At 67.3% G+C, this 25,810-nt stretch carries 17 protein-coding genes; 11 read left to right on the forward strand and 6 right to left on the reverse strand.

The window, feature by feature from the left end; all coding sequences use genetic code 11:
* Nucleotides 1-88 precede the first annotated feature (88 nt).
* From BM150_RS17025 to BM150_RS17055, 7 genes are all read left to right on the forward strand, one after another.
* Nucleotides 89-835 carry a lipoate--protein ligase family protein gene (locus BM150_RS17025; protein WP_092928295.1) on the forward strand — a complete coding sequence of 249 codons (747 nt, stop codon included), beginning with the start codon at nt 89-91 and terminating at the stop codon, nt 833-835.
* A 239-nt stretch (nt 836-1,074) separates the two neighbouring features.
* Nucleotides 1,075-2,082: a LacI family DNA-binding transcriptional regulator gene (locus BM150_RS17030; RefSeq protein WP_092928296.1), complete on the forward strand. Its 1,008-nt coding sequence runs from the start codon at nt 1,075-1,077 to the stop codon at nt 2,080-2,082.
* 200 nt (nt 2,083-2,282) lie between these two features.
* Complete coding sequence (locus BM150_RS17035) at nt 2,283-3,572, forward strand: ABC transporter substrate-binding protein (protein ID WP_092928297.1); 1,290 nt, start codon at nt 2,283-2,285, stop codon at nt 3,570-3,572.
* Nucleotides 3,573-3,648: 76 nt separating this feature from the next.
* Nucleotides 3,649-4,674 carry a carbohydrate ABC transporter permease gene (locus tag BM150_RS17040; RefSeq protein ID WP_092928416.1) on the forward strand — a complete coding sequence of 342 codons (1,026 nt, stop codon included), beginning with the start codon at nt 3,649-3,651 and terminating at the stop codon, nt 4,672-4,674.
* On the forward strand, nt 4,671-5,537 hold the full coding sequence (locus BM150_RS17045; RefSeq protein ID WP_092928298.1) for a carbohydrate ABC transporter permease: 867 nt from the start codon (nt 4,671-4,673) through the stop codon (nt 5,535-5,537). The genes BM150_RS17040 and BM150_RS17045 overlap by 4 nt, the downstream gene beginning before the upstream one ends.
* 63 nt (nt 5,538-5,600) lie before the next feature.
* Entirely contained in the window at nt 5,601-7,256 is a 1,656-nt protein-coding gene (locus BM150_RS17050; protein ID WP_217641712.1) for a glycoside hydrolase family 13 protein, read from the forward strand.
* A gap of 79 nt (nt 7,257-7,335) precedes the next feature.
* Nucleotides 7,336-8,418 carry an ABC transporter ATP-binding protein gene (locus tag BM150_RS17055; RefSeq protein WP_092928418.1) on the forward strand — a complete coding sequence of 361 codons (1,083 nt, stop codon included), beginning with the start codon at nt 7,336-7,338 and terminating at the stop codon, nt 8,416-8,418.
* Between the two features lie 110 nt (nt 8,419-8,528).
* On the opposite strand, the gene BM150_RS17060 is transcribed toward BM150_RS17055, so the two are convergent.
* Both BM150_RS17060 and BM150_RS17065 read right to left on the reverse strand, forming a co-directional pair.
* Nucleotides 8,529-9,611, reverse strand: coding sequence for an endo-1,4-beta-xylanase (locus BM150_RS17060; protein WP_092928299.1), 1,083 nt, complete (start codon nt 9,609-9,611; stop codon nt 8,529-8,531).
* A gap of 187 nt (nt 9,612-9,798) precedes the next feature.
* Complete coding sequence (locus BM150_RS17065) at nt 9,799-10,491, reverse strand: glycoside hydrolase family 11 protein (RefSeq protein WP_092928300.1); 693 nt, start codon at nt 10,489-10,491, stop codon at nt 9,799-9,801.
* Between the two features lie 467 nt (nt 10,492-10,958).
* Here BM150_RS17065 and BM150_RS17070 point away from each other — a divergent pair, with 467 nt between their 5' ends.
* Together BM150_RS17070 and BM150_RS17075 are read left to right on the forward strand one after the other, a co-directional pair.
* Nucleotides 10,959-11,630: a polysaccharide deacetylase family protein gene (locus BM150_RS17070; protein ID WP_245755572.1), complete on the forward strand. Its 672-nt coding sequence runs from the start codon at nt 10,959-10,961 to the stop codon at nt 11,628-11,630.
* Between the two features lie 548 nt (nt 11,631-12,178).
* Nucleotides 12,179-13,432, forward strand: a complete 1,254-nt coding sequence (locus BM150_RS17075; RefSeq protein WP_092928302.1) for an ROK family transcriptional regulator — start codon at nt 12,179-12,181, stop codon at nt 13,430-13,432.
* A 75-nt stretch (nt 13,433-13,507) separates the two neighbouring features.
* Here the strand turns inward: BM150_RS17075 and BM150_RS17080 are convergent, their stop codons facing one another.
* The gene (locus tag BM150_RS17080) at nt 13,508-16,924 is read right to left on the reverse strand and encodes a hypothetical protein (protein ID WP_092928303.1); all 3,417 of its coding nucleotides are present in this window, start codon (nt 16,922-16,924) and stop codon (nt 13,508-13,510) included.
* 215 nt (nt 16,925-17,139) lie between these two features.
* Between BM150_RS17080 and BM150_RS17085 the strand changes: the two genes are divergently transcribed.
* Both BM150_RS17085 and BM150_RS17090 read left to right on the forward strand, forming a co-directional pair.
* Nucleotides 17,140-18,135, forward strand: coding sequence for an LLM class flavin-dependent oxidoreductase (locus BM150_RS17085; protein WP_092928304.1), 996 nt, complete (start codon nt 17,140-17,142; stop codon nt 18,133-18,135).
* A gap of 119 nt (nt 18,136-18,254) precedes the next feature.
* Nucleotides 18,255-19,058, forward strand: coding sequence for an SAM-dependent methyltransferase (locus BM150_RS17090; protein ID WP_092928305.1), 804 nt, complete (start codon nt 18,255-18,257; stop codon nt 19,056-19,058).
* A gap of 22 nt (nt 19,059-19,080) precedes the next feature.
* Here the strand turns inward: BM150_RS17090 and BM150_RS17095 are convergent, their stop codons facing one another.
* The 3 genes from BM150_RS17095 to BM150_RS17105 form a co-directional block, all read right to left on the reverse strand.
* Entirely contained in the window at nt 19,081-19,371 is a 291-nt protein-coding gene (locus BM150_RS17095; protein ID WP_139219573.1) for a hypothetical protein, read from the reverse strand.
* A gap of 186 nt (nt 19,372-19,557) precedes the next feature.
* Entirely contained in the window at nt 19,558-19,854 is a 297-nt protein-coding gene (locus BM150_RS17100; protein WP_139219574.1) for a hypothetical protein, read from the reverse strand.
* Between the two features lie 267 nt (nt 19,855-20,121).
* Complete coding sequence (locus BM150_RS17105; RefSeq protein WP_245755561.1) at nt 20,122-25,641, reverse strand: AAA domain-containing protein; 5,520 nt, start codon at nt 25,639-25,641, stop codon at nt 20,122-20,124.
* Nucleotides 25,642-25,810 lie beyond the last annotated feature (169 nt).

A 25,810-nucleotide genomic window follows, 5' to 3' on the forward strand; every position in this document is an offset into this window, starting at 1 on the left:
GTGCGATCCCTCCGGAATCCCCGCCTCGGCGTGGTCGGCTGGGGCTCGCCGTGTCCGCCCCGCTCCGCTCGTTGCGTAGGCTTGGTGCGTGGAGCTGTATCACGGAGCGCTGGGTGGGGACACGAGCCAGTCCTTCGAGGTCGCGCTGGCACACGCCCTCGTCCGGCGGGCGAGCGACGGTGCGGCGGGCTCGGCGCTGCGGGTTTACCGGCCCACCACCCCCACCGTGGCGTTCGGTCGACGCGACACGTTGCGTCCCGGTTTTCCCGAGGCGGTCGCCCTGGTCCGGGACGCCGGTTTCACGCCGGTGGTGCGGGCTCCCGGGGGACGCGCGGTGGCCTACACCTCCGAAGCGCTGGTGGTCGATCACATCGCGGCCGAGGCGGACTCGTTGGCCGGGATGGAGCAGCGCTTCGACGGTTACGCCCGGATGTGGGCCGGGCTGCTGGCCGAGTACGGCGTGGACGCGCGGATCGGTGCCGTGCCGGGCGAGTACTGCCCGGGAGCCCACAGCGTGAACGCGCGGGGACGGGTCAAGCTCGTCGGCACGGCGCAACGGATCCTGCGGCGTGCCTGGTTGTTCAGCGCGGTGGCAGTCTTCGACGGGGCCGAGGTGCTGCGTCCGCTGCTCACCGAGGTCTACCGAGCACTGGGGCTCGACTTCGACGGCGATTCGGTCGGCTCGGTTCGAGACGAGGCACCCGAGGTCGACCTCGACACCTTCGAATCCGGTCTGCTCGATGTATACGAGGACCGCTTCGGCCTCACGCGGGCGAGCCTCGACGAGGCCTCGTTGAAGGTGGCGCGTGAGTTGGACGACGACCACCGACTCTGAATCTCATCCGTTCGGCCAATTGACGGTATCTAACCACTGTCGGTACCACTTCGTTACCCGTTCACGTGGTTCGCGGTCCTCTCATGTGGTCTGAACGCAAACGCTTGCGTTCGCATCGTCGCAGCACAATGGCTTATACGGAAAAAATATTCGTTCGATCTACGCAACCGCTTGTGTTGCGCTGTGCGTCACATTTAGTCTTCCGGATCAACCGAGGCAGCAACGTGACAGGGAGCACAATGGCCACGATCGAGGAGGTCGCTCGTGCGGCCGGTGTCTCCACCGCGACGGTCTCCCGGGCGTTGCGCCAACAACCGGGAGTGTCCGAACGGACCCGGCAGCGCGTGCGCACCGTGGCCGAGGAGCTGAACTACTCCATCTCCAGGTCGGCCTCCGGGCTGGCCACCGGAAGGACTCGGCGTATCGGCGTGCTGGTGCCCTACGTCTCACGGTGGTTCTTCGGGCAGGTCCTGGCGGGTGCGGAGGAAGTGCTGCGCTCGGCCGGCTACGACCTGATGCTCTACGTGGTCGGGGATCAGGAGGGGCGTGAGCGGTTCTTCCGGGAACTTCCACTGCGGCGCAGCGTGGATGCCGTTCTGGTGCTGACTCTTTCGCTGCGTGCCGAGGAGGCCGGCCGGCTGCGCGAGTTGGGTGTCCCGCTGGGATTCGTGGGCGGCAGGATGGACGGCTTCAACTCGGTGTGGATCGACGATCACGGCGGGGGCCTGCTCGCCGTGCGGCACCTGCTCAACCAGGGGCACACCGACATCGCGATGATCCACGGTGGCACGCCCGATGCGTTGAACCTGCCCGCCCCGCACGAGCGTTGTACCGCTTTCCGGGACGCGATGGCCGAACACGATGTCCCGGTTCGGGAGAGTTGGTTGTGTGCCGGAGATTTCTCCGTTTCGGGAGGAAGGCGAGCCATGACTCGGATACTCGCCGACGAGCTGCGCCCCACAGCCGTTTTCGCCATGTCGGACGAGATGGCATTCGGGGCGATGCACGCGTTGCGCAACCACAAACTCCACGTGCCACGTGAAATGGCGATCGTGGGATTCGACGGGCACGAGATGTCCGAGTGCTCCGGGTTGTCCACTGTGGTGCAGCCGGTGCGCCGGGAAGGAGGGACGGCGGCGAAACTGCTGCTGGAGCAGCTGGAGCAGGGTAGTGCCGAGACCCGTGACGTGGTGCTGCCCACCGAACTGGTGGTGCGCTCGTCGACCACCGGCGACGATTCCATGTGAGATGTCCCGGAAGCGCCGGACGGCGCCGAGTTCGCTGCCGAGAACGGAAATAACCCGGTGGTCGTCGTGTGGCCCACGTCGATCGGAGTCCCGGGAATAATTCGGCCGTTCGGCTGAAAAATTCGTCATCCCACATATTTTTCGGAACCGAACGCGTGATTAGTCGCGCGTTCTGATCGACTCGAATCGAGGAGGTAAGGATGAAGTCATTACGTTGGAGATCGATATCCGTGATGATGGTGTCGGCTTTCGTGGTCGCCGGCTGTGGTGGTGGCGGTGGTGATTCGTCGGCGTCGAGCGAGATCAGCGGTCGAGGCCCCATCACCTTCGCCACCGGCAAGGACGTGACCGGCGCCGTCACCCAGGCGGTCGAGACGTGGAACGGGTCCCACCCCGACCAGCGGGTCCGACTGATCGAGCTGCCCGCCGACGGCGACCAGCAGCGGCAGCAGATGGTGCAGAACGCCCAGACCGAGTCCGGCGCGTTCACCGTGCTGGATCTGGACAACGTGTGGAACGCGGAGTTCGCCGCGAACCGGTGGGTCGTCGAACTGCCGAAGGATGAGTTCGACTTCTCGCCCTTCCTGAAGTCCGCGATGAAAACCGCCAGGTACCGGGGCAGGCTCTTCTCGGTGCCCGCCTACTCCGACGGCGGTTTGCTGTACTACCGGAAGGACCTGCTGAACAAGGTGGACGCGCAACCACCGACCACGCGCGAGGAGATGCGCGAGATCTGCGCGGAGGTGCTCGAGCTCCCCGCGGCCGAGGGAATGTCCTGCTACGCGGGTCAGCACGCCAAGTACGAAGGGCTGACGGTCAACTTCGCCGAGGCCGTTCACGGTGCGGGCGGGCAGATCGTCAATGATCAGGGGCAGCCCACCGTGGACTCGCCGGAGGCGCTGCGCGGACTCGAGACCATGGTCGAGGGATTCCGCTCCGGCACCATCCCGCGTGCGGCGATCGCCTACAAGGAGCAGCCCAACAAGCGCGCGTTCATCGGCGGTGAGCTCGTCTTCAGCCGCAACTGGCCGTTCATGTGGTCGCAGGCCAACGCCGACGACGGTTCGTCGAAGGTCGCGGGCAAGTTCGCCGTCGCACCGCTGCCCGGCATCACCGGAAAGGGCGTGTCCAGCCTCGGCGGGCACAACCTCGCGATCTCGTCCTTCGCGGAGAACAAGGCCACCGCGTTGGACTTCATCAAGTTCTACACCTCGAAGAAGCAGCAGCGGCAGCGGTTGGTCAAGGGCTCGTTGGCCCCCACGCGCAGCGCGCTCTACGACGATCCGGAACTGCAGCGGAAGTACCCGTACCTGGACACGCTCAAGAAATCCATCAAGAGCGCCGAGCCACGGCCCCGCGTCGTCAACTACGGCGACGTCACGCTCGCCATCCAGGACGAGGTCTACGCAGCGATCTCCGGTGACAAGAAACCCGACAAGGCATTGAACGCCCTGCAGCGCAGGCTGGAAAAGCTGATCGAGCAGAAGTGATCCACGCCTTCGCGGTCCGCCCGGCGAGCGGGTTCCGACCCGCTCGCCGGGCGATGGGAAAGGGGAGTTCATGTCGATGACGACCGATACTCCGACGAGCACGGAAGTCGATTCGGGGAACACGACCCCGGGATCGCCGAGGAGACGAAGGTCCGGTTCCGTGACCGGCACGGGCAGGTTGGCCTCGGCGCTGGTTTCGCCGACGCTGCTGGTGCTGGCCGTGGTGGTCATGTACCCGATCATCGCCGCGCTTTACCAGTCGCTGTTCGTCTCCGGACAGCGGCTCGACGCGCAGGGATTCGTGGTCGAGGGACGCCAGTTCGTCGGACTGGGAACCTATGCCGACATCCTGTTCGGCCCGGCGGCCGAGCGGTTCTGGAACGCCTTCTGGAACACCACCTTCTTCACGGCTGTCACCGTCACGCTGGAGGCCGTGCTGGGAATGGCCATGGCCCTGGTGATGCATCAGGCGTTCCGGGGGCGCGGACTGGTGCGGGCGAGCGTGCTCGTGCCGTGGGCGATCCCCACCGCCGTGTCCGCCCTGCTGTGGCGGTGGATCTTCGCACCGGACGGGGTCGCGAACGCGATACTGGACCAGCAGGTGCTGTGGAGCTCGCAGGCCATCGCCTCGAAGATCGCCGTGATCACCGCGGAAGTGTGGAAAACGGCCCCCTTCGTGGGGCTGCTGGTGCTGGCCGGGTTGCAGGTCATCTCCCGCGAGGTGCACGAAGCGGCCACCGTGGACGGCGCGGGCGCATGGCGGCGCTTCTGGCACATCACGCTGCCACTGGTGAAACCGGCCCTGGTGGTCGCGGTGCTGTTCCGGATGCTGGACGCGCTGCGCATGTTCGACCTGCCGTTCATCCTGATCGGCCAGCAGAAGGACTCGGTCGAGACGTTGTCCATGCTGGCCTTCTCCGAGGCGACGAACGTGCACTACGGCCCTGCGGCCGCCTACGCTACCCTGCTGTTCGCCTACGTGGCGCTGATCGCGTTCGTGTTCGTCAAGCTGCTCGGCGCGGACGTGATCGGTGAGGCCCGCTCGCAGGTGCCCAAGAACCGTGGAGCTCGTTTCCGGCGCGGAAAGGGGAGTGCGCGATGACCACTGCGACAGGGGACGAACGTCGAACCACGCGCCGCCGCTTCGAGGCCAAGAAGTGGCTTCCGATACTGGGTGTGGCGGGCATCGTGCTGTACTGCCTGGCCCCCTTCTACTGGATGGTGGTCACGGCGTTCCGCAGACCCGCCGACCAGTACGACCTGAGCCCGCTGCCGCGCACCTGGTCGGTGGAGAACTTCCGGGCCGTGTTCGAGCCCGGCACCGGCTTCGGCCGTGCGCTGCTGAACAGTCTGATCGTGGCGTCCACGACCACGATCCTGACTCTGGTCATCGGCACCTCGACGGCCTACGCCCTGGCCCGGCTGGCCTTCCGGGGGAAGAACCTGGTGCTCTCGCTGATCATCGCGACCAGCATGTTCCCGGGCATCTCGTTGATCGTCCCGTTGCTCCGGCTGTTCACCGACATCGGCTGGATCAACACCTACCAGGCGATGATCCTGCCCAGCCTGTCGTTCGCGCTTCCGCTCGCGGTGTGGAACCTGACCATGTTCTTCCGGCAGATGCCGCAGGAACTGGAGCAGGCGGCCATGGTCGACGGCTGCACGCCCGGCCAGGCGTTTCGCAGGATCATCGTGCCGTTGGCCGCGCCCGGCATGTTCACCACGGCGATCCTGACCTTCATCCTCGCCTGGAACGAGTTCATCATCGCGCTGTCCATGGTCAACGAGCAGAACATGCAGACCGTCACGGTGGCGATCTCGAAGTTCACCGGCGCCACGCAGTACGACCAACCCTTCGGCACCCAGATGGCCGCCGGGGTCATCGTCACGATTCCGCTGGTCATCGGGGTGCTGATCTTCCAGCGAAGGATCATCGCCGGACTGACCTCCGGCGGTCTGAAGTAACACCACCCGGTCACGGCCGGACCGGCGTGACCCCACCTTCCCGAATTACCGAAGGAGCGCACAGTGCCGAATTCCTCCGACCCCGGCACCACACCGTGGTGGCGGGACGCGGTGATCTACCAGATCTACATCCGTAGTTTCGCCGACGGGGACGGCGACGGTATGGGCGACATCGAGGGGATCCGTTCCCGACTGCCCTACCTGCGGGATCTGGGAGTCGACGCCATCTGGATCACTCCCTGGTACGTCTCACCACAGGCCGACGCCGGCTACGACGTCGCCGACTTCCGCGACATCGACCCGCGCTTCGGCACGCTCGCCGACGCCGAGCGACTGATCACCCAGGCGCACGAGCACGACATCCGGGTTCTCCCGGACATCGTGCCGAACCACACCTCCGACCAGCACGAGTGGTTCCGCGCCGCCCTGAAGGCGGGGCCCGGCAGCGTCGAACGGGCGCGATACGTCTTCCGGCCCGGCCGGGGTGAGCACGGTGAACATCCCCCCAACAACTGGGTCTCCCGGTTCGGCGGGCCGGCCTGGACCCGGGTGACCGAACAGGACGGCACACCGGGGGAGTGGTACCTGCACCTGTTCGCTCCCGAACAGCCCGACCTGAACTGGGATCATCCGGAGGTCCACGCGGAGTTCGAGGACATCCTGCGGTTCTGGTTCGACCGGGGGGTCGACGGATTCCGGATCGACGTGGCCCACGGGCTGGTCAAGGACGCCGAGCTGCCCGACGTGATCTCCAGCGACAACACGCGGGGCTACTCCGACGGGCAGCATCCGCACTGGGACCGGGACGGGGTGCACGAGATCTATCGCCGGTGGCGTGCGATCGCCGACGAGTATCCGGGCGAGCGCAAGTTCGTCGCCGAAGCGGGCGCCGACAGTCCCCACCGGCTGGCCAACTACGTGCGACCCGACGGGCTGCACACCGCTTTCAACTTCGAGTTCCTCCGATGCCGGTGGGACGCCCAAGACCTGCGCGAGACCATCGACTCCACCACGTCGAGCCTCTGGCGGGTGGGTGCTCCGGCCACCTGGGTGCTGTCGAACCACGACGTGGTGCGTCACGTCAGCCGGTACGGCCGGCCGCAGCACAGCTGGGCGCCGGGGGAGAACTACCGTGCCGAGGGGCCGCTCGACCTGAGTCTGGGAACGAGACGGGCCCGGGCCGCCGCGCTGCTCATGCTGGCCCTTCCCGGGGGCGCTTATGTGTACCAGGGCGAGGAACTCGGGCTGGCCGAGGTCGAGGACATTCCGGAACGGTTCCTGCAGGACCCGATCTGGGAACGCACCGGCCACGCCGAACGCGGCCGTGACGGCTGCCGGGTCCCGCTGCCGTGGTCCGGTTCAAGACCACCGTTCGGGTTCAGTCCTTCGGAGGAGGCCGAACCGTGGTTGCCGCAGCCGGGCGGTTGGTCCGAGTACACCGTCGAGAACCAGCGGGACCGGTCCGGCTCGATGCTGGAGCTGTACCGTGACGCGCTGCGTCTCCGCCGCGAGCATCCGGCCCTCGGGGAGGGCGACCTCGACTGGAACGATTCGCCGGGAGAGGTGCTGTCGTTCTCCCGCACGCCCGGATTCCGCTGTGTGGTGAACCTGTCCGCCGAACCGTGCGAACTGCCCGAACACCAACGGGTCCTGCTGTCCAGTGACGAACTGGACGGCTCGTCACTGCCGCCCGACACCGCCGTGTGGTTGGCCGGTTGACTTCCCGCTCGTCACGAAGGCCGGGGCCGCCGTCGCGGCAGGCCCCGGCAGCCAGCAGGCCGCCGGAAAGGAGTCGATGATGGCGACCATCACCTATGACCGGGCCACTCGGGTGTATCCGGGTTCGGAGCACCCCGCTGTCGACGGTCTCGACCTGCACATCGCCGACGGCGAGTTCCTGGTGCTCGTCGGCCCCTCCGGGTGCGGCAAGTCCACCAGTCTGCGGATGCTCGCCGGGCTGGAAGAGGTGGACTCCGGTGCGATCCGCATCGGAGAGCACGACGTCACCGGTCTTTCCCCGAAGGACCGCGACATCGCCATGGTCTTCCAGAACTACGCGCTGTACCCGCACATGAGCGTCGCCGACAACATGGGGTTCGCGCTCCGAATCGCCAAGACCCCGAAACCGGAGATCGAACAGCGGGTACGCGAGGCGGCGAAACTGCTCGACCTGGAGCAGTACCTGGACCGCAAGCCCAGGGCGCTGTCCGGTGGGCAGCGGCAGCGGGTGGCGATGGGAAGGGCCATCGTGCGGGAGCCGAGAGTGTTCCTGATGGACGAGCCGTTGTCCAACCTGGATGCCAAGCTCCGGGTCTCGACCCGCTCGCAGATCGCGGGACTGCAACGTCGCCTGGGAGTGAGCACGGTTTACGTCACCCACGATCAGGTCGAGGCGATGACGATGGGTGACCGGGTGGCGGTGCTGCACGACGGGGTGCTGCAGCAGTGCGCGAGCCCACGGGAGCTCTACGAGCGGCCCGCCAACGCGTTCGTGGCGGGATTCATCGGCTCACCTCCGATGAACCTGCTGGACTGCGGGCTCGACGGGGAGACCGTTCGCGCCGGTGACACCGCGCTTCCCGTCTCGAGTGCCGTCCGCGATGAAGCGGCTCACGGCGGAGGAGTCACGATCGGCATCCGACCCGAGGACGTGCGGGTAGTGGGGTCTGCCGAGGAGGGGATGTCGGCGACGGTCGACCTCGTGGAGGAACTCGGTTCCGACGTGTACCTGCACTGCAGCCTGCCGGACGAGGGGCAGGGGGTCGTGGCGCGCGCGGAACCGCGTTCGGCACCCGCGCTCGGTGAGTCGGTGCGGCTGGGAATCCGGCCGGAGGCCGTGCACGCCTTCTCCGCGGTCACCGGTGAGCGCATCGCGGTGTGAGTCGGGGATGGTTACGGCCACGCCCCGTGGTGGACTTCGGCGACACGTTCACCGGTAAACATTCCGCTGGGCGCACGACGCGAAACCGTCGTGCGCCCCATCCGCACCGCTCAGGCGGTTGGGTTGATCCGGTTGTAGGCGGGTTTCGGGTTCAGCGATTCGTCGAACAGACAGGCCGCTCCCTGACCGTCGAACGTGTTCGGCACCCAGGAGTGTCGATCGGTGTAGCCCCACGTGGTGAACTCCACGCAGCGCGAGACCGCCTCGCAGGCGTTCCAGAGCCGCTCGTAGTAGTCGGCCTGGGTGTTGAGCTTGCTGTCGGTGACGGGCAGCGTCATCCGCACGTCGGCCTCGGTGATGGCGACGTCGACACCGAGGTCGGCGAATCGCTGCAGGTTCGACTGGAAACCACCGGGAAAGCTGTAGTCGATCGAAAGGTGCGTCTGGAATCCGACGCCGTGGACCGGCACGCCCTGCTGCCGCAACGAGCGCACCAGATCGTAAATCGCGTTGCTCTTGTCGTTGACCCAACCGGTGTTGTAGTCGTTGATGTAGAGCTTCGCCGACGGATCGGCCTGGTGCGCCCAGCGGAACGCGTCGGCGATCCAGCCGTCACCGAGTTTCCGCTGGAAGATCGAGTCGCGCCGGGTGCCGTCCGAGTTGAACACCTCGTTGACCACGTCCCACGCCCGGATCTCGCCCTCGTAGCGGTTGACCACCGTGGTGATGTGGTTCTTCACGGCCGACCGCAGTTCGGAGGCGGAGAGGTTGTTCAGCCAGCCCGGGTGCTGCTTGTGCCAGACCAGCGTGTGCCCGCGCACGCTCTTGCCGTGCTGCCGCGCGTAGTCCATGATCGCGTCGGCGCCGGACCAGTCGTACCGACCGCGGTTCGGCTCCAGCTCCGACCACTTCATGGCGTTCTCCGCGGTCACGCTGCTGAACTCCTCGGTGAGCACCGAGCGGTAGTCGTTCTCGTTCACCAGCGCCGAAGCCGCGACGGCGCTGCCGACGTGGTTGTCGGTCAGGTCCTTGAGCGGGGTTCGTGCCGGAGCCTGTGCGTTGACGCCGGAAGCCTCAGCCGTGTCCGGCGTGGCCAGCGCGGGCGCCGTCTGCAGGGTGAGCAGTCCGGCGCTCGCGGTCAGTACCGCGCACAGCCTGCCGAGCCTGCCGTGGTCGCGTAACGCTCGCAGCATTTCTGTCGCTCCTCGTGGATCGTTGCTTGGAGCGCTCCCAAGAAGAACGTGCTCTGCCCCGGGAAGTGTTCGATCGGTTCCGGGGTGCTCCTGGGAGCGAGGAGGGGATACGGCGGCATCGTCCGATGGTGGTGCGATGCCGCCGTGGAAAGCGTTCCTTCCGAGAAGGCTCTTCCCGAAAGGTGATTCAACCGTTGACCGTCAAGTTGGAGCTCCCACTGCTCTGGTAACCCTCCGTCGCGAGGACCATGTAGTGATCGAAGCTTCCCAGGCCCATGCCGTGCTGCGCCCAGGCGTCGAAGTGATTACCCGTGGTTATGGTTCCCCCTGTCCTGGGGGACTGCCGAACGCTCCAGAACTGCGGGAAGGTAGCCGTCCCCTCGACGGATGGTGCGTTGTACCGCATCGTCCGGTAGATGTCGTACGTGCTGCCGTCGCTGTAGAGCGTTCCTCGGTGGTCACTGCCTCCGGGGCGGTAGGTTCCGTAGTTCTCGACGATGTAGTACTCCACGAGTGGATTCGACGTCCATCCGTAGAGCGTCAGGTAGCCGTTGCCGGAGGGGTAGAAGCCACCGGAGTAGTACACGTTCCTGCGGCCACCGTAGCTCCAGCCCTTGCCGCAGACGAAGTTGCCGCAGTCGGTCCACGAAGTGCTGTAACTGCCCCCGGAGGACAGGGTCATCGAAACCGATCCGCCGCCATTGGTCCAGAACGTGTAGTAGAACCCGTCGTGGGTGCCGGTTTCGTTCTGCGTGATGGTCCTGGCCGCGTAGGCGGTCCCGGGCAGCATCAGCGCGGACGCGCCCAGCGCCAGTGTTCCGGCGCCTCCGAGAAAACTCCTGCGGCCGAATGAGTTCGGTGCGAAATCGTCGGTGTTCATGCTTCCTCCGGTTCGGATCGGTGGACTTCGAACGGGTAATACGACTCGACGGTCCGTCGATGGAGCGATTCGCGCGAATGACCGGGATCAACGGTGATCGAGGTCTGTCGACACCGAACAATGTCGACCAGGTCACGTCGATCTGTCAATGGTTTCCGTAAATGTTCCGGAAACCCGCTCGTTACCGGGTGGGCGGTGCTGCCCAGCGGGAAATACAAAATTTTTCCAGATAAAACCAAGTACACTGTGGAATGATGTTTCCGAATTCGGTTCACGATGAGCCGGCGGGATGGCCGCCGGATGTCGGGACTCGCCTTCGAGGACATTGACAGTGTTCGGTGCCGACCCTATATTTTCCGTGCTCCGGAGATTTCTGTCGTGCTATTTCTCCGGACCTCGCCCAGTACGCGCCGAAGGGACCCGTCATGACTCCTGGAAGACATCGGCGAACAACTCAACGCTTGCTCGTGCCCCTGCTGGTCCTCGGGCTGTCGCTCGGCTCGGCGACCATCGCCCAGGCGGGGCCCGGCGAGGCCGCGGACGCCACCGTGGTCGACTCGACCGGACAACCGGGACGCACCGTGGCGCTCACCTTCGACGACGGCCCCAACGCGGGAGAGACCTCACGCATGCTCGACCTGCTCGGCGAGCACCGGGTCAAAGCAGTCTTCTGCCTGTGGGGCCAGCACGTGCGGGAGAACCCCGAGCTGGTGCGGCGGATCGTCGCCGAGGGGCACGTTCTGTGCAACCACACGATGCGGCACGAGAACATGAGCACGTGGTCGCCCGCGGACATCAGGGCGAACCTGCGGGCCACGAACGAGGTGATTCACGAGGCGGTGCCGGGAGCCGAGATTCGCTACTTCCGCGCTCCCTACGGCGCGTGGGGCGAAACTCCGAGCGTGGCCGCGGACATGGGGATGCAGCCGCTCGGCTGGAGCCTTTCGGTGGCGGACTGGAACCGTCCCGGTACGGACGTGCTGGTCCGGCGGCTGATGGACGGTATCTCACCGGGCGGTGTCGTGCTGTTGCACGACGGTGGTGGCGATCGCGGCCAGACCGTGCGGGCGGTCTCCCGAGTCGTCCCGCGATTGCGTGCTGAAGGCTGGCGATTCACGCTCCCCGCGCGCTCCGGTTGAGCGGAAGTCGTTCACCGGAACTCCCCGCGGTGCCGCGCGGTACGCGCACACCGGCCCGAGCGGCCGCGCGGCACCTCGCACGAGACCCAACCCGAGACCGAATTCCACGGGACGTGACCAGCGGACCCGTCGTCCCCGAGTGCGGAAACCCCGTTTCCGAGGCGTGCGTCCGGGACCGGCAACACAAGTCGAGCACAGCGGAAACGCCGCTCCGCCGTGATTCGTTCCGGCCCGGAACAGTGGTGTTCTCGGCGGCCGACGTCTGATTTCCCCGTTCTCGGCCCGAGCGGTGAAACCGCGGGCAAGCCCGCTTTCCGCCGGGTTCGTCGGAAATTCGTATCCAGTACGATTCTCGGCTGTCTCGGTTGCTGCCCATCCTGCCGGCAGCTTTCACACCGCGATGTCAAGGCGCCATACGTGTAAAATCCGGTGGTCGCCTCGATTCGTCGTTCGTGAGTTCCGCGGGATTTCCCGGGTTCGTGGGGTATGGCGTTTTCCGGTGACAATGGGTTAGTTTTCCGGCTGTCCCTGTTGGAGAGGGGGGGCGGGTGCGCGGCTACGACAACGAGGTCAACCGGGGAAACGGACGTGGAATCATCGACCAGACGGCCGTTCGTCGGGGTAATCTGGCCCGCGTCCTCGGCGAGATCCGGGAGGCCGGGGTGTACTCCCGTGCCGCGCTGGCCAGCCGTACCGGGCTGACCAAGGCCACGGTGTCCAACCTCGTCAACGAGCTGATCGGGCGGCGGCTGATCCGCGAGGCCGGAAGGAAGCAGTCGGGCAGCGTCGGTCGCCCGTCCCGGATTCTCGAACTCGACGGTGGTTCGGCGGCGGCTCTGGGGCTGGAGGTCAACGCGAACTGTCTCGCGGTGCGCGGGGTCGACCTCGCCGAGCGGGTACTGCTCGATCGTCGAGTCGGCTTCGACGCGGTCCGAGTGGGACCTTCCCGCACTGTCGACGAGCTGTCACGACTCGCGGCGGAGGCGATCGCCGAACTGGAGAGTTCGGGCATCCGGCTGGTCGGCGTCGGCGTGGCTGTGCCGGGGCTCGTGGACGTTCCCAGCGGCACCGTGCGCCACGCGCCGAACCTGGGATGGCAGGACGTGCCGATCACCGAGTGGTTGCGCGGCAGGCTCGATCTCGCCCCGGAAACCACGATCACCGTCGACAACGAGGCCAACCTGGCGGCGCTGGCCGAGTTCGGCGACGAGGCCAACACTGTCTCCGAACTGGTGTATCTGACCGGTGAGCTCGGTATCGGTTCCGGCCTGATCACAGCGGGGAGACTGCTGCGCGGATCGGACGGTTACAGCGGGGAGATCGGGCACTTCCCGGTGGACCCCTACGGACGTAGGTGTCGCTGCGGGCAGCACGGCTGCCTGGAAACCAAGATCGGGCTGGCGGCGGCGGTCCGAACCGCCGCACCGGACCTGATCGGAACCCTCCGGGACCCGGATGAGCAGGCGCGGATACTGCTGCAGCGCGCCGAGGCCGGTGATCAGCAGACGTTGGCCGGTCTCGACGAGATCGGCCGCTGGCTCGGCATCGGGATCTCGATCGCGGTCAACATGCTCAACCCGGGGGCCGTGGTGCTCGGTGGCTACTTCGCCACGGTCTCCGCCCACGTGGTACCGACCGCGCTGCGGGAACTGCGGAGCAGAGCCGTCGCGGGGCGGTCGGCGATATGTCCGGTCACCGCCTCGGTTTTCGGTTTCACCGCCGCCGTGCGCGGAGCGGCGATCGTGATCACCGAGGAGGTCTTCCGGGACCCGTGTCTGGTTCCACCGGACACGCGGGAGTAGCTCTCGTGGGGCCGTGACAGCAGGGCCCCGCCGCACGTGGTGGTCCGATCACGGCCCCGCGTCGCTGTCCCGTGTTCAAACCTCCGCCGTTTCGCACAGCGCCCGAATCCGTTCCACGCTGGGTGGGGTGTGGGCGAGATCCGCCTCGTGCGCTCGCGCACGGCTCAACCTTGCCGTGAGCACTCTGCGCTCGAATCCGGTTCGTTCCTCCCGCAGCTCCGCCAGGGTTTCGCTGCGTGCGCGGGTCGTGAGCTCTTCCAGCGATTCGTCCCGAACGCTGTGAGCGCTGCTGATCCAGTGGTTTTCCCGCTCGGCCTCACGTGCCCGCTCCGGAAACCGAGTTATCGGGAATCTGTCGAGCAGCCACCTGGTCAGTTCCGCCAGTCTCCGGTCGTGCAACCTCGCGGGGTCCAGTGCCGCGACCACCTCGTCGGCCCGGGCGGACGCGGCGGCACCGGAGACCAGGTCGGCGACGACAACGTTCGGGTCCGATTCCGCCTGCGCCCGGTAGGCGAGGGTGGCGAGTTCCGGCTCCGGAGCGCGGCGAAGTTCCCGGCGGATCCGGGTGGCGAGTTCCGGTGAGTATGTGTCCAACAGCCGCAGCAGTGCTTCGCCGAGTACGCCGTGATAACTGTGGTTCAGGAACCGTCGGTGCAGTTCCGCGTCGATTTCGCTCAGCAGTGACGCGTAGCGGTGATGGTTCTCGAGAGGTTTGCCCTGTTTCTGCTGTTCGTCGAAGCGTCGCAGCACCGCTTCGGCGAGGGTCGGCCGCGCCGCGTGCGGCACGGAATCGATCAGCCGCCCGCGCAGTCCGGCGTCCTCGTCCGCCTCGTCGAGGATCCACGCCGCGATGATCGGGGGAGCCCACCTGCTCCAGGTCGAGGTGTCCAACCCGTCCAGCCGGTGTGGTTGGTGGCGAAGCAGCGTGCTCAGCAGGTATACCCCGGACCAGTCGGGCAGCACCTCCTCGGTCGAGATGTGTCGCAGTCCCGCGTCCGAGGTGGACGTGACCCGGTGCGTTCGGACGTATTCGAGACCGAGGTCGAAGACGTCGCGTCGTTCCTCGGGGGCCAGCAGTTCCCAACCGGGCCGTTCGGTCAGGTCCTGGGTGAAGTAGTGGTCGATGGACCATCCGCCGTCCTCGGCGAGCCTTCGGCAGACCTGCCACCACTCGGCTACGTCCCGGCGTGCTGCTTGAAGTGCCTCGGTGAGTTCACGGCGTTGCTTCGCACGTTTTTCCTCGTCGGAGGGGGCCGGATCGTTCCTGTGCATCTTGCGCAGCATCTCGGCCCGCCCCGAGTCGCTCGCGACGTTTTCGCGCAACTCCCGGATATGCGGGTACGCCGGATGTTCCTCGGGGACCGAGAGGATCAGATCCGCGCTACGGGCGTCCGGCTCCGCCACGAGCAGCGGCACACAACCGCCCAGCACGGACCGAGCTTTCTCCCCGAATCGGGGAAGTGCCTCCAGTATCCACTCGATATCCGTTTCCCCGACCAGATCCAGCAAGAGCAACCACCGTACTAAATCAGGGCGGATCCGCTCCGCGAGGAGCACGGCCAGCTCGCGTCGGAGCCGGGGATCGTTCAGCCGTGGGACCGTGACCCGATCGCGCCAGCGTGACCAGTTGTGGTTGATGACCGCTGCCGTCACGTCGGCGAGTTCGACCACGCTGGGCAGTGATTCGGCCGCGCGCCACCCGTTGTCCAACAGTCCGATGATGAACCGGCCGTAGGTTCGTTCCCCGGCTCCGGCACACTCCGCTCCCCAGGCCAGTGCTCGCGGAAGGTCCCGTACGGGAATCCGGTCCGCCAGCGTTTCCAGCGACCGCCAGTAGGAGCCCTCGAACCGGTCATCGCCGCGTCGCCGTATCGAGTCGAGGAGTTCGGCCGTGGGGAGTGACACCGGATACAGCGCGTCGATCCCGGCTGCCAGCAGCTCCTCGTCCGGATCCTCCTCCGGTTCGAGTCGCAGCAGCGACGCCAATTCGTCCGGCGCGTTCTCGTCCGACAGTGACACCACGGCCATGGCCCCCGCCCGGCGCGCGCCCGAACTCCACCGTGGGCTCAGCACCTCTTCGAGAAGCTCCGGCACCGTTCCTCGGCACCGACCTTCCTCCGCGAGCCGAGCGATCCACCACAGCTGTTCGGAGTGCTCGATACCGGCCCGCAGCCACCCCAGCAGTGCGCGCTGCAGTCCGGGATGCACCAGGGTGGCGAGGTCGAGCTCCTGCTCGGCTTCGAGTTCACCCTCGGCCGCGGCTGTGAGCAGTGACTCGGTCATAGCGGCCCGAACACGATCGGAGGACGGTTCCACCCCTGTTCGAGCCAGGAGGGCGGCGTTGGCCGGGATCAGGTCCTGGACCAGCTCGGGAGCCATGGTCGCTGTCCACGCCGTTACCGCGGCGAGGGAACCGGGAACTCGACCGTTGTCGTGAACTCCCAGCAGCTCTCCCAAGCGGTCCCGCTCGATCTGTCGCGAGACCACGAAACACGCCGCGAGGTAATCCGCGTGCTGTCGCAGGCGAGATTTCACCGCTCCACCACGAGCGGGAGTGAACAACGCGGTGTCGAGTACTTCCTCGTGCCCGCCCTGCTCACTCGGCGCGGTCTCATCCGGGAGCGCGACGGCAAGTGACTCCCCGACGGGCGTTCCGGAGCCGGATTCGCCCCCATCCGTCGCCCCGCCAGGGCTGACACACCCGAAAATCGACACCGCGGCCAGCCACATCGCCCGCTGCCACTGGTACCGCCGTGTCAGGGCGGCGCCGGTGGAACCCGTCCCACCCAACGCGACGTCTGTATCGTGCTCGATCGCCGCACGTTGATCCGGTGGCAGTTTCCCAGTGTCCCGCCGCTGGCGGGCCACTGCCTCGAACCACATCGCCGATGCCGGAGGTCGCCATGAACCGGTCTCGGCGAGCTCGGTGAAAAGCTCCTCCGATACGCCGATCCCGCGTGCGATCGAATCGGCCGCGTCGCGCGTCAGAGGGAGAAGCTCGAACGCTTGGAGCGCGAGCGACGTGCGACGCAGAACTCTCGCTTCCGGCGTGTTCCAGGTGGTGGTCCGGCAGGCCAGGCGCACTCGTGCCCGTCGTTTCCCGGGAACGCGCAACCAGTCCCGGAGTTGTTCGAAGATGCCGGGAAAATCACCAGCCACGGCGTCGATCCCGTCCAGGTGAACGACACCGTCCTCGTACTCGGCCGCCGCGGCCAGCGCCCGGTACGCCTCGGTTACGTCCAGCAGGGTGAAGTCGATGACCGTCGCCCCGGACTCGGCCTCGCGCAGCGCTTCGAGCACGGTGGTCTTACCCGCTCCGCCCGGTGCGAGCAGCACGAGATCACCGGAGGACCCGGCGAGCTCGGAGATCGCCATCGGCGCGGTCCAGCGCCCGGCGCGCCTGGGCGGTTCCAGGAAACCGTTCCGATCCCGGATCACCTCGCGAACCGCCGGTTCGCCGTACCTGGGTGGTTCGTTTCGAAGTGGTCTCACATGGCGATCCGATCCCGGTCGGTGCTCGGGACCGCTCGTCGTATCACGCGGCAGCGTACTCATATCGGCTCAACGCTAATCGCGGAACTGAGCGGCCGGGAATGTGATCCGTGCGATTCCCGGAATAGTCGTCACGGGTGAACGCGTTCGAACGGTTGGTCGTAACAACTACGACTGAGCTCGTCACGGTGCCCGCGCGGAAGGATGCGTTTGCCATGGGTGTCCCACTGTCCGTCCTCGATCTCGCCACCATCGGTCATGACGAAACCCCGGGCGACAGCCTGCGGGCCAGCATCGACCTGGCGCAACGAGCCGAGCGGTGGGGGTACCGGCGCATCTGGTACGCCGAACACCACAACATGTCCCGCATCGCCTCCTCGGCGACCAGCGTCATCATCGGGCACATCGCCGCCAACACCAGCTCGATCCGCCTCGGCGCGGGCGGCATCATGCTGCCGAATCACGCCCCGCTGACCATCGCCGAGCAGTTCGGCACCCTGGAGACGCTGCATCCGGGGCGCATCGACCTCGGCCTCGGCAGGGCGCCCGGCAGTGACCAGAACACCGCGAAGGCGTTGCGCCGCGACCCGAAGGCGGCCGAGACCTTCCCGCAGGACGTGCAGGAACTGCAGGGGTATCTGGGAGAGAAGTCCCTGGTGCAGGGAGTGCAGGCCGTGCCCGGCAAGGGGACCGGCGTGCCGCTGTACATCCTCGGCTCTTCGTTGTTCGGTGCCAAACTCGCGGCCGCGCTCGGGCTGCCGTACTCGTTCGCCTCGCACTTCGCCCCGAACGCGCTGGAGGACGCCGTGTCGGTCTACCGGCGTGAGTTCACCCCCTCCGAACAGCTGTCGGAACCGTACGTCATCGCGGGGGTCAACATCGTCGCCTCCGACACCACCGAGCAGGCGCGGGAACAACTCCAGGCAGCCAAGCGCAGCAGGCTGCGGATGCTCACCGGCCGCAACCTCACCCGCGAGGAAGCCGACAGCGCTCTGGACTCACCCGCGGGGCAGCAGGCGCAGCAGATGCTTACCTACTCGGCGGTCGGAACCGCCGACGAGGTGAAGAACTACCTGGACGGTTTCGCCGAGCACGCCCGGGCCGACGAGCTGATGGTCACCTCGCTGGCTCCGGAACGGGACGCCTGGCTGCGTTCCTTCGAACTGCTCGCCGAGGTCACCGGAATGGTCGACGTCGCGGCACAGCACTGAGCCGACACCGGGCACGCCCCGCTCCGTGCGTCGATACCGCGCGGCGCCCCTTCGCGGTTCGTGCCCGCGTGTGTACGCTGCTGGGTGAGCAGTGGCCAGGGTCGTGGGGAGCGCGTAGTATGTCGATCGGTGAACCGGCTGGTAGCGAGGGTATCGACGTCCGGACGCCGAACGCGGCGCGGATGTACGACTACTACCTCGGTGGGTCGCACAACTTCGCCGCGGACCGGCAGGCCGCGGAGCGCGCGGTGGAGATAACCCCCGCCATGATCCCCGGTGCGCGTGCCAACCGGGCGTTCCTGCAGCGCGCGGTGCGGTTCTGCCTCGACCAGGGGATTCGCCAGTTCCTGGACCTCGGTTCCGGGATTCCCACCGTGGGGCACGTGCACCAGATCGCCCACGAACGGGACAGCTCGGTTCGGGTGGCCTACGTCGACAACGAACCCGTGGCGGTGTCCCACACCGGTCAACTCCTGGACGGTGTCGAGAACGCGACGATCAGCAGGGCCGACCTGCGTAAGCCGGACGAGGTGCTGGCCGAACCCGGGGTGGCCGGGTTGCTCGACTTCGACGAGCCGATGGCCGTGCTGGCGGCGGCCGTGCTGCACTTCGTCGGCGACGAGGAAGGGCCGGCCGAGCTGGTCGATTCCTACCGCCGTGCGGTGGCGCCGGGGAGTTTCCTGGTGGTCTCGCACATAACCGATCACTACGACGAGCCCGACCGGGTCGAGGAGATCTCACGGCTGTACCGCGACACCAGCCACCTCGCCAACCACCGTTCGGTGGACGAGTTCGCCGCGCTGCTGGGCGACCTCGAACTGGTGGAGCCGGGTCTGGTGCACGCCGTCGACTGGCACCCGGATTCTGACGAGGTGCCGGAAGGGGCCCGAAACGCGTTCTGGGTCGCGGTCGGCAAATGCTGAGTCCTCTCGCGGCGGTCGTGTTTCAGCGGCCTGTCGAGCTCTCGGCCCGCTCAGCCCGTTCGGCTTCCTGCCGCAGTGCCTTCTGGCGGATCATGCGGAAGATGTAGCTCAGCACGCCGAGGATCATGCCCTGCAGCAGGAAACTCATCGGATACTCCGCCGAGGCGGTGCCCTCGGCAGCGTAGGAGATGACCGGGAGGAGTACCGCGGCCAGTACGCACAGTCCGCAGCTGAACGCGCAGCCGGCCGCGAACCACCACGCTGTCCGGCTCGACACCTTCACCTGTGTCTCGGGTGGGGCATATCGCTGCATATGTCCAAGGTAATCGAGTGCCTTGTCCTGGTTCGGCGAAGATCATCGGCCGTTGCGGGACCGTGATTCGTGGGGCGGAGCTGCTCTGGTTCCTCGTCCCTGCTCGGTCCTGCTGGACGGTCCGCTCGGCGGGTTTCCGGGCGTTGTCCGATCCGCTCCCACCGCCACTACACGAACACGTCGACTTCACTCGGCCGCTCGTACGTGGTCGCTCGCGGCGGCTGCCCCCTCGGCTTCCTGCCGCAGCGCTCTGCGGTGGATCGACCGCCAGTTGTATATCTGGAGGCCGAGCATCAAGGTGCAGAACAGCCATCCCAGTAGGAACTGTGGTGAGCCGATCACTCCGGCCACATAGGGCATGGCGAGATAGAACGCCGTGATGATCCCGCTCAGTGTGCCGAGGACTATGCAGGTCACGAGTATCCACCAAGCTGTCCGGCTCGACACCTTGGCGGGAGTCTCGGTTGGGACGTATCGCTGCATGATCTCAAGGTATCCAGGTAGCGCAACGCCGCGCGGCGAAGATCGTCGGACGTTGCGGGACCGTGATTCGTGGGGCGGAGCTGCTCTGGTTCCTCGTCCCTGCTCGGTCCTGCTGGACGGTCCGCTCGGTGGGTTTCCGGGTGGTGTCCGATCGGTACTCGCGGCCACCACACGATCGCGTCGGGTCCCACCCGGCTGATCGTGCGGTGGCCGCTCGCGGCAGCACACCCGATCATCGACGAGGAAAGCCGAATCCGGTGCGAGAAGCTAGGCGTCCTCCTCGTCCAGGAGTGGCGTGACGGCACGCAGCCGCTGCTCCGCCTTCGCACTGAGCTGTCGCCAGCCGAACCGACGCACCACCGCGCGGAACAGCCGTTTCTCGTCCAGCCAGCCGTACTGCATGGCCTGTTCTTCGAGCACGGTCGCCAGCTCGCGGGGTGGAATCTCGTCGATGGTGCGCGGCCCGGCGGTGCGAATCAGCACCGACGGCTGTTCGGGCAGCCGGAACGTGCGGTGCGCGATCCGGCTGTCTCCCAGCGGGTTGTCCTCCACCAGCATCTCGTGGCGAACGGCGGCGGAAATGCCCTCGTTGAGGGTTTTTGAGATCTCCGAGGTGCGCCGTCCGCCGTAGGCGCGGGCGTAGAGCCTGGCCAGTCGGTCCCCGAGCATCGGCCCCTCGGTGGCCACGATCTCCGCCAGTCCCTCGGCGAGCCGCTTGCGCACGAGGTTCTGCGGATGCGGCAGCGTGCCGCCGTACTCCACGTACTCCGCGTGCTCGGAAACCGACCCCTCACCGGTCGGACCGGATGCCTCGGCGGCCTTCCCGGTGTCCTCGTCGATGGGACGGGAGTCCTCATCGCCCGGGGCGGGTTCCGAACCCCCGCTCGCGGTCTCGTGCTCGGTGCTCTCGGCCTCGTCCGGCACCACGAGCGGCACGGCCGTTCGCCCGGCGATGTCCTGCTCCGCGGCACCGTCCTCGACGGACCGCCCCGCGACCGGTTCGGACGGTTCCGCCGTCACTACCTCCGCTGGTCGGATTCCCGCGGTGCCGACCTCCGTGGCCTCGACCGCCGTCGGAGCCGCGACCGACTCGGCGGCAGTCGATTCCTCGCTCGCGGGTGATTCCTTGCTCGCGGGTGATTCCTTGCTCGCGGGCGCCACGATTTCCGGTTCGGCTCCGCGCGGCTGGATTCCCGCCGTGCGCAGCGCCCGCCACAGCGATTCCAGCTCGCCTCCCTGGTCCACGTAGAACGCCGACTCCCGGATCCGGTGGAACGTCCAGCCGCAGCGCTCCAGCTCGCGCTGCCGGGCGAGATCGCGTTCGTAGGCTTCCGGCCCGTGCCAGGCGTCGCCGTCGCACTCCACGGCCAACCGAGCCTTGCTGCCGATCACCACCAGATCGATCCGGTAGGGCTCCACGGAGTACTGCGGGATCACCGAGTAGCCGCGCGAGACCAGCCGGTTGAACACCCGCTGCTCGAACAGCGAGTCGAACCTGGTGTCGCGCTGGTCCTCGGACACGGTGCCCACCAACTCGCCGGAATCGGTTCGGGACCCGCCGTCGATCATGCCGTAGCAGTGCTCCAGGAGCTGGTAGCGCATGTCCTCCTGGTTGTGCAGCTCGGAAAGACCCACCGAGTGGAACAGCCAGACCTGGTCCTTGGCGCGGGAGACCGCCACGTTGTAGCGCTGCACGTGTTGCAGCGCGGTCAGCGAGCTGATCCGCTTACCCTCCCTGCTCGCCTCCACCATGGACAGGAAGATCACGTCGCGCTCGGCGCCCTGGAAATCGGGCGGGGTTCCGCAGCGCAGTTGACGACGTTCTATTTCCTGCGGCGAGAGCCGGTCCAGCAGCTTCCGCTCGATCAGCCGGGCCTGCCGCGCGTCCCCGAGCAGCGAGATGACCCCGAAGGTCTTCCCGTCGTAGCGAGGGTCGGCCGCGCAGCGCACGATCTCATCGACCAGTGACTCGGCCTCGGGCTCGTTCAGCTCGCCCTTCCGGTGTCCTTCGACGACGTGGCGGGCCCGGAACGGTTCGAGCCTGTCGGCGTCGTACTGGCGCACCGGGCTCAGCGTGATGTTGTCCGGCCGGTAGGCGATCCGGTTGGAGAACTCGATGATCTCCGGCACGCACCGCCGGTGCTCGGTCAGCGTGATCTGGCCGCCGTAGCGCATCTTGGCGTCGTCGAACAGGCTGTGCAGCGGGTCCTGCCAGGCGTTGCGGTAACGGTCGTCGGCGATGTACTGCCCCGCGAGTTTTCGCAGGTCCTCCTGATCCAGGCCCACGCCCATCGGCGAGACCTGCTTATCGTCGCCGATGACGACCATCTTCGGTGCCAGGTACTGCAGGAACACCGCCTCCAGCCCGGCCTGCGACGCCTCGTCCACCACGACCACGTCGAACATGTCCGGCTGGATCCGGAACTGCTCGGCGATCCGGTAGATCGGCATGATCCACACCGGCACGGACGGCCTGCAGCGCATCATGGCCTCGCGGATCTCCGAACGTCGCCGTTCGGCGTGCGTACCGGTGCCCTTGCCCAGCCGCTTGACCAGGTTGGAGTAGTTCCGCAGATCGGCTCGGGCGCTGCCCCCGAGTCGTTCCGGGGCGACCGCGTGGCTCCACGCCCGCGTGGCGCACAGCCGCTCGCTCTGCTCCCGGATCACGTTCTCCAGACCGTTGATCCTGGCCTGCAGTTCGTTCTCGTCGACCGTGTGCTGCCGCAGCACCCAGTCCCGCACGGCCAGCCACCGCCAGGCCGCCTCGAAGTCCGCCAGCCGCTCGCTCCAGAGATCCGTCGCGGAATCGGCGGCCTCGACCTCCGCACGCAGCTCCGGCAGGGATTCGGTCAGCCGCTGTTCCAGCTCGTCGCGCCGCCGGACACGTCGCCTGACCTCCAGCAGGTGCAGCAGCCTGCGGTGGTGCGCGGCGTAGTCGTCGATGTCGCGTGCCCGCACGGCCTCCAGCAGCGCGTGCACGCATTCACCGGTGTCGGACCAGCGTGTCTCGCCCACCAGCTGGTTCTCGAGTTCCCGCAGCGGAGCGCTCGCCGCCGCCGTGACCTCAACGGCTGCCGCGGCATCCACCAGCGTGGCGTAGCGCCGCACCGACGCGAGGTCGTTCCAGTCCGGTTTCGGCAGTCCCTTCCGGGACAGGTGCTGTTCCTCGGTGGTCAGTTCGTCCCCGAGGCGCAGTACCCGCTTCAGCTGGTTGGCTTGGGCGACGTGCCAGTCCAGCCGTTCGCGGAACGTGTCCTCGGCGGTGATCGCCATGTCCTCGGGCCATGCCTTGTCCAGCGCGATCAGCGCTCGGTAGGACTCGGTCCAGTGCAGGAACGCCCGCAGTTGTTCGACCGTGGTGGGGGAGCGGCCGTTGAGCCGAACCTGCCGGAAGAGCGGTTCGGCGTGCTTGATCCACTTGGCGGTGAACATCCCGAGCTTGACGCTGCCGTCGGACCGGGTCTTGATCCTCCCACCGTTGTTCAACTGTTCGAGTACTTCCGTGGCCAGGCTCGTCAGCGTGGGGATGTCGCCCGCGACCTGCACCTCGACCAGCGGGTCCAGCTGTTGCAACGCGGTTTCGCAGCGTTCGGCGAGTTCGTCGATCCGACTCGCGCGGGAACGCCAGACCTCACCACGGCCCGACAGCACGTCGTCCAGGGCGGTGTTCAGCCACGCCTCCGAACCTCCCACGAGCTCGTCGGCGCTGTCGGCCAGGCCCCGCAGCCGCTGCCGCAACGATTCCCGCGTCGCCGGGTCCAGCGCGCTCACCGCGTCGAACGCGGCGTGCTCCTTGAGCTCGGCGTGCCGCTGTTCCTCCTCGCGTGCCTTCGACTCGCCGGTCACCAGATCGGCGAAACTCTCCGGTGCGGGGAGATCGTCCGGGTCGGCCAGTCGTTGCCGTGCCCACGGTTCCTCCGCCGACATCTCCCTGTCGTACAGCGCACCGCGCCACTCGTTGATCTCGGCGTTGTTCAGCGGCGGTGCGCTGTCGGCCGAGACCGAGGCGAACCCGGCCAGCCACTCGTAGCGTTCCGCGTCGGCGGCGTGCCGCTGGGCGATCGTCGACAGCGTGCCCTGATAGCCGCCCACGGAGTGTTCCCTGGTCTCGTGCTGCCTGGCCTCGACCAGCTCGTGGTGCAGTCGCGCGCGTTCCCGCCGCGCCTCCTCGATCCGGTTGGAGCACTCCGCGACGAGCTCGGTGGCGCGCTCGTCGTCGTACTCCTCGGTGTTGTCGGCGATCGTGTCCACGGCCACCCGCAGGTCCGACATGTCCTGCCGCGAGCTTCCCACCACGGCCACCGACAGCGGTTTGATCTCCTCGGGGAGCTTGTCGCGCACCTCCTGCAGCGCGCGGTCGGTGTGCGCGGTGACCAGCACGCGTTTGCCCTGCGCCAGCAGATGCGCCAGCAGCGCGGCCGTGGTGTGGGTCTTGCCGGTGCCGGGTGGCCCCTGGACCAGGGTCTGCGGTTTCGAGTCGACGTGCCGCACCACTCGCAGCTGCTTCTCGTTGACCGGCAGCGGGAGGAAGGTCTCATCGTCGACGTTCTCCCGCCCGCCGGCGGAGCCGGGGTTCTCGGAGCCGACTGGCTGCTGGTCGGGGTCGACCAACGGACGGACCCCGGAGGGGACGACACCGCTCTCGGCGAGTTGCTCGGCGATCGACTCGAAGATCCGCACGATCCCGCGCTGCGAGCGCTTCCGGGTGATGATCGCGGGGGCGAAGGTGGCGACTGGGTGGGACTGGGCCCGGGCGGGTTCGTCCTCGTCCCGGTACTGGCCGTCGGCGTCGAGGGTGTGCACGAACCGACGGATCACTCCGGCCGGCTGTTCCCTGTCCAGCGGGTGCGCGTCCAGCGCGGCGGCCTCGGCGGCCAACTCGTTGAGCTTCTCGGCGTCGGTGAGCAGCTCGGGGGCGAGCATGTCCCGTTCGAGGGTGAACTCGTCCGCGCCCTCCTCGGAACGGACGACGCTGAGCGTGCCGGAGTCGTCGTCGAGGTGGACACCGGCGGCGGTGGTCAGCAGGTGCCGTTTGATCCGGGTGCGGCTGTCGGGCTGCCAGCTCAGGCAGCCGATTCCCAGCACCAGTTCCAGCGACTCCGGGTTGTTGCCGATCTCGGTGTAGGTGCCGAACAGCTCGTTGTAGAGCTCCCGCACCGGCCGGTCGGCCAGTTCCCGTTCGGCCCAGGAGCTCCACTCCGTGAGCCAGTCCTCGTGGTCCTCGTCGATCTCCGGGTGGTCCTCGCGCCGCAGCCGTTCCGCACCGCGCTCGTCGTTGCCGCGTTCGGTGGTCGGTGCGGTGGTGGTCGGAACCGTGTCCCGCAATCGGGGCGTTTCCGCCGGGTCGTCGACCGAGCCGTCGAGCCACTCGGCCAGCCGCGTCGACGGCTGGGGCGGGTCCTGTTTGGGCAGCCGCTCGACGCTGAGCACGTGCTCGCTCTCGGCGGGGTCGCTGTCGGCGGGGTCGCTGTCGCGTCCCGCGAGCGAGACTGCCGGGTGCTCGGGGATCTCACTCGTCCAGCGAACCGACTGGTACTTCTCGACGGTGTGGAGCGGGGTGGTGCGTAGTCGCTGGGCCTCGCCGAGGAACTGGAACAGCCGCCGCGCGCGGTCGGCCAGCGGGTCGCTTTCCCGGACCGGCGGTTGGGCTCCGTCTGCGGCGTTCGGGTCCGCGATGTTCGGGTCCGCGGTACCCGAGCTCTCGGAGTTCGAGCCCTCGATGATCGGTCCCTCGGTGTCCGGTTGGTCGGGGGAGTCGGAGTTCGCTTGCTCCCTGCCGATTGTCAAAGTTGTTCTCCTCGCGGGGTTCGCGTCGTCGGGAAGGGCGGGCGACGTCCTGTCGCGCGGGTGCGTCGTCGATGCTCGGACGACAGTGCTTTCGAACTGGGCTTTCGAACGGGGAGCCGTCGATTTCCGGCGTATCGTGTTCCGCCGCTGTTCTAGCACCCGCCGTTCG

It is taken from the genome of Actinopolyspora alba (assembly GCF_900112765.1).
Classification (GTDB): domain Bacteria; phylum Actinomycetota; class Actinomycetes; order Mycobacteriales; family Pseudonocardiaceae; genus Actinopolyspora; species Actinopolyspora alba.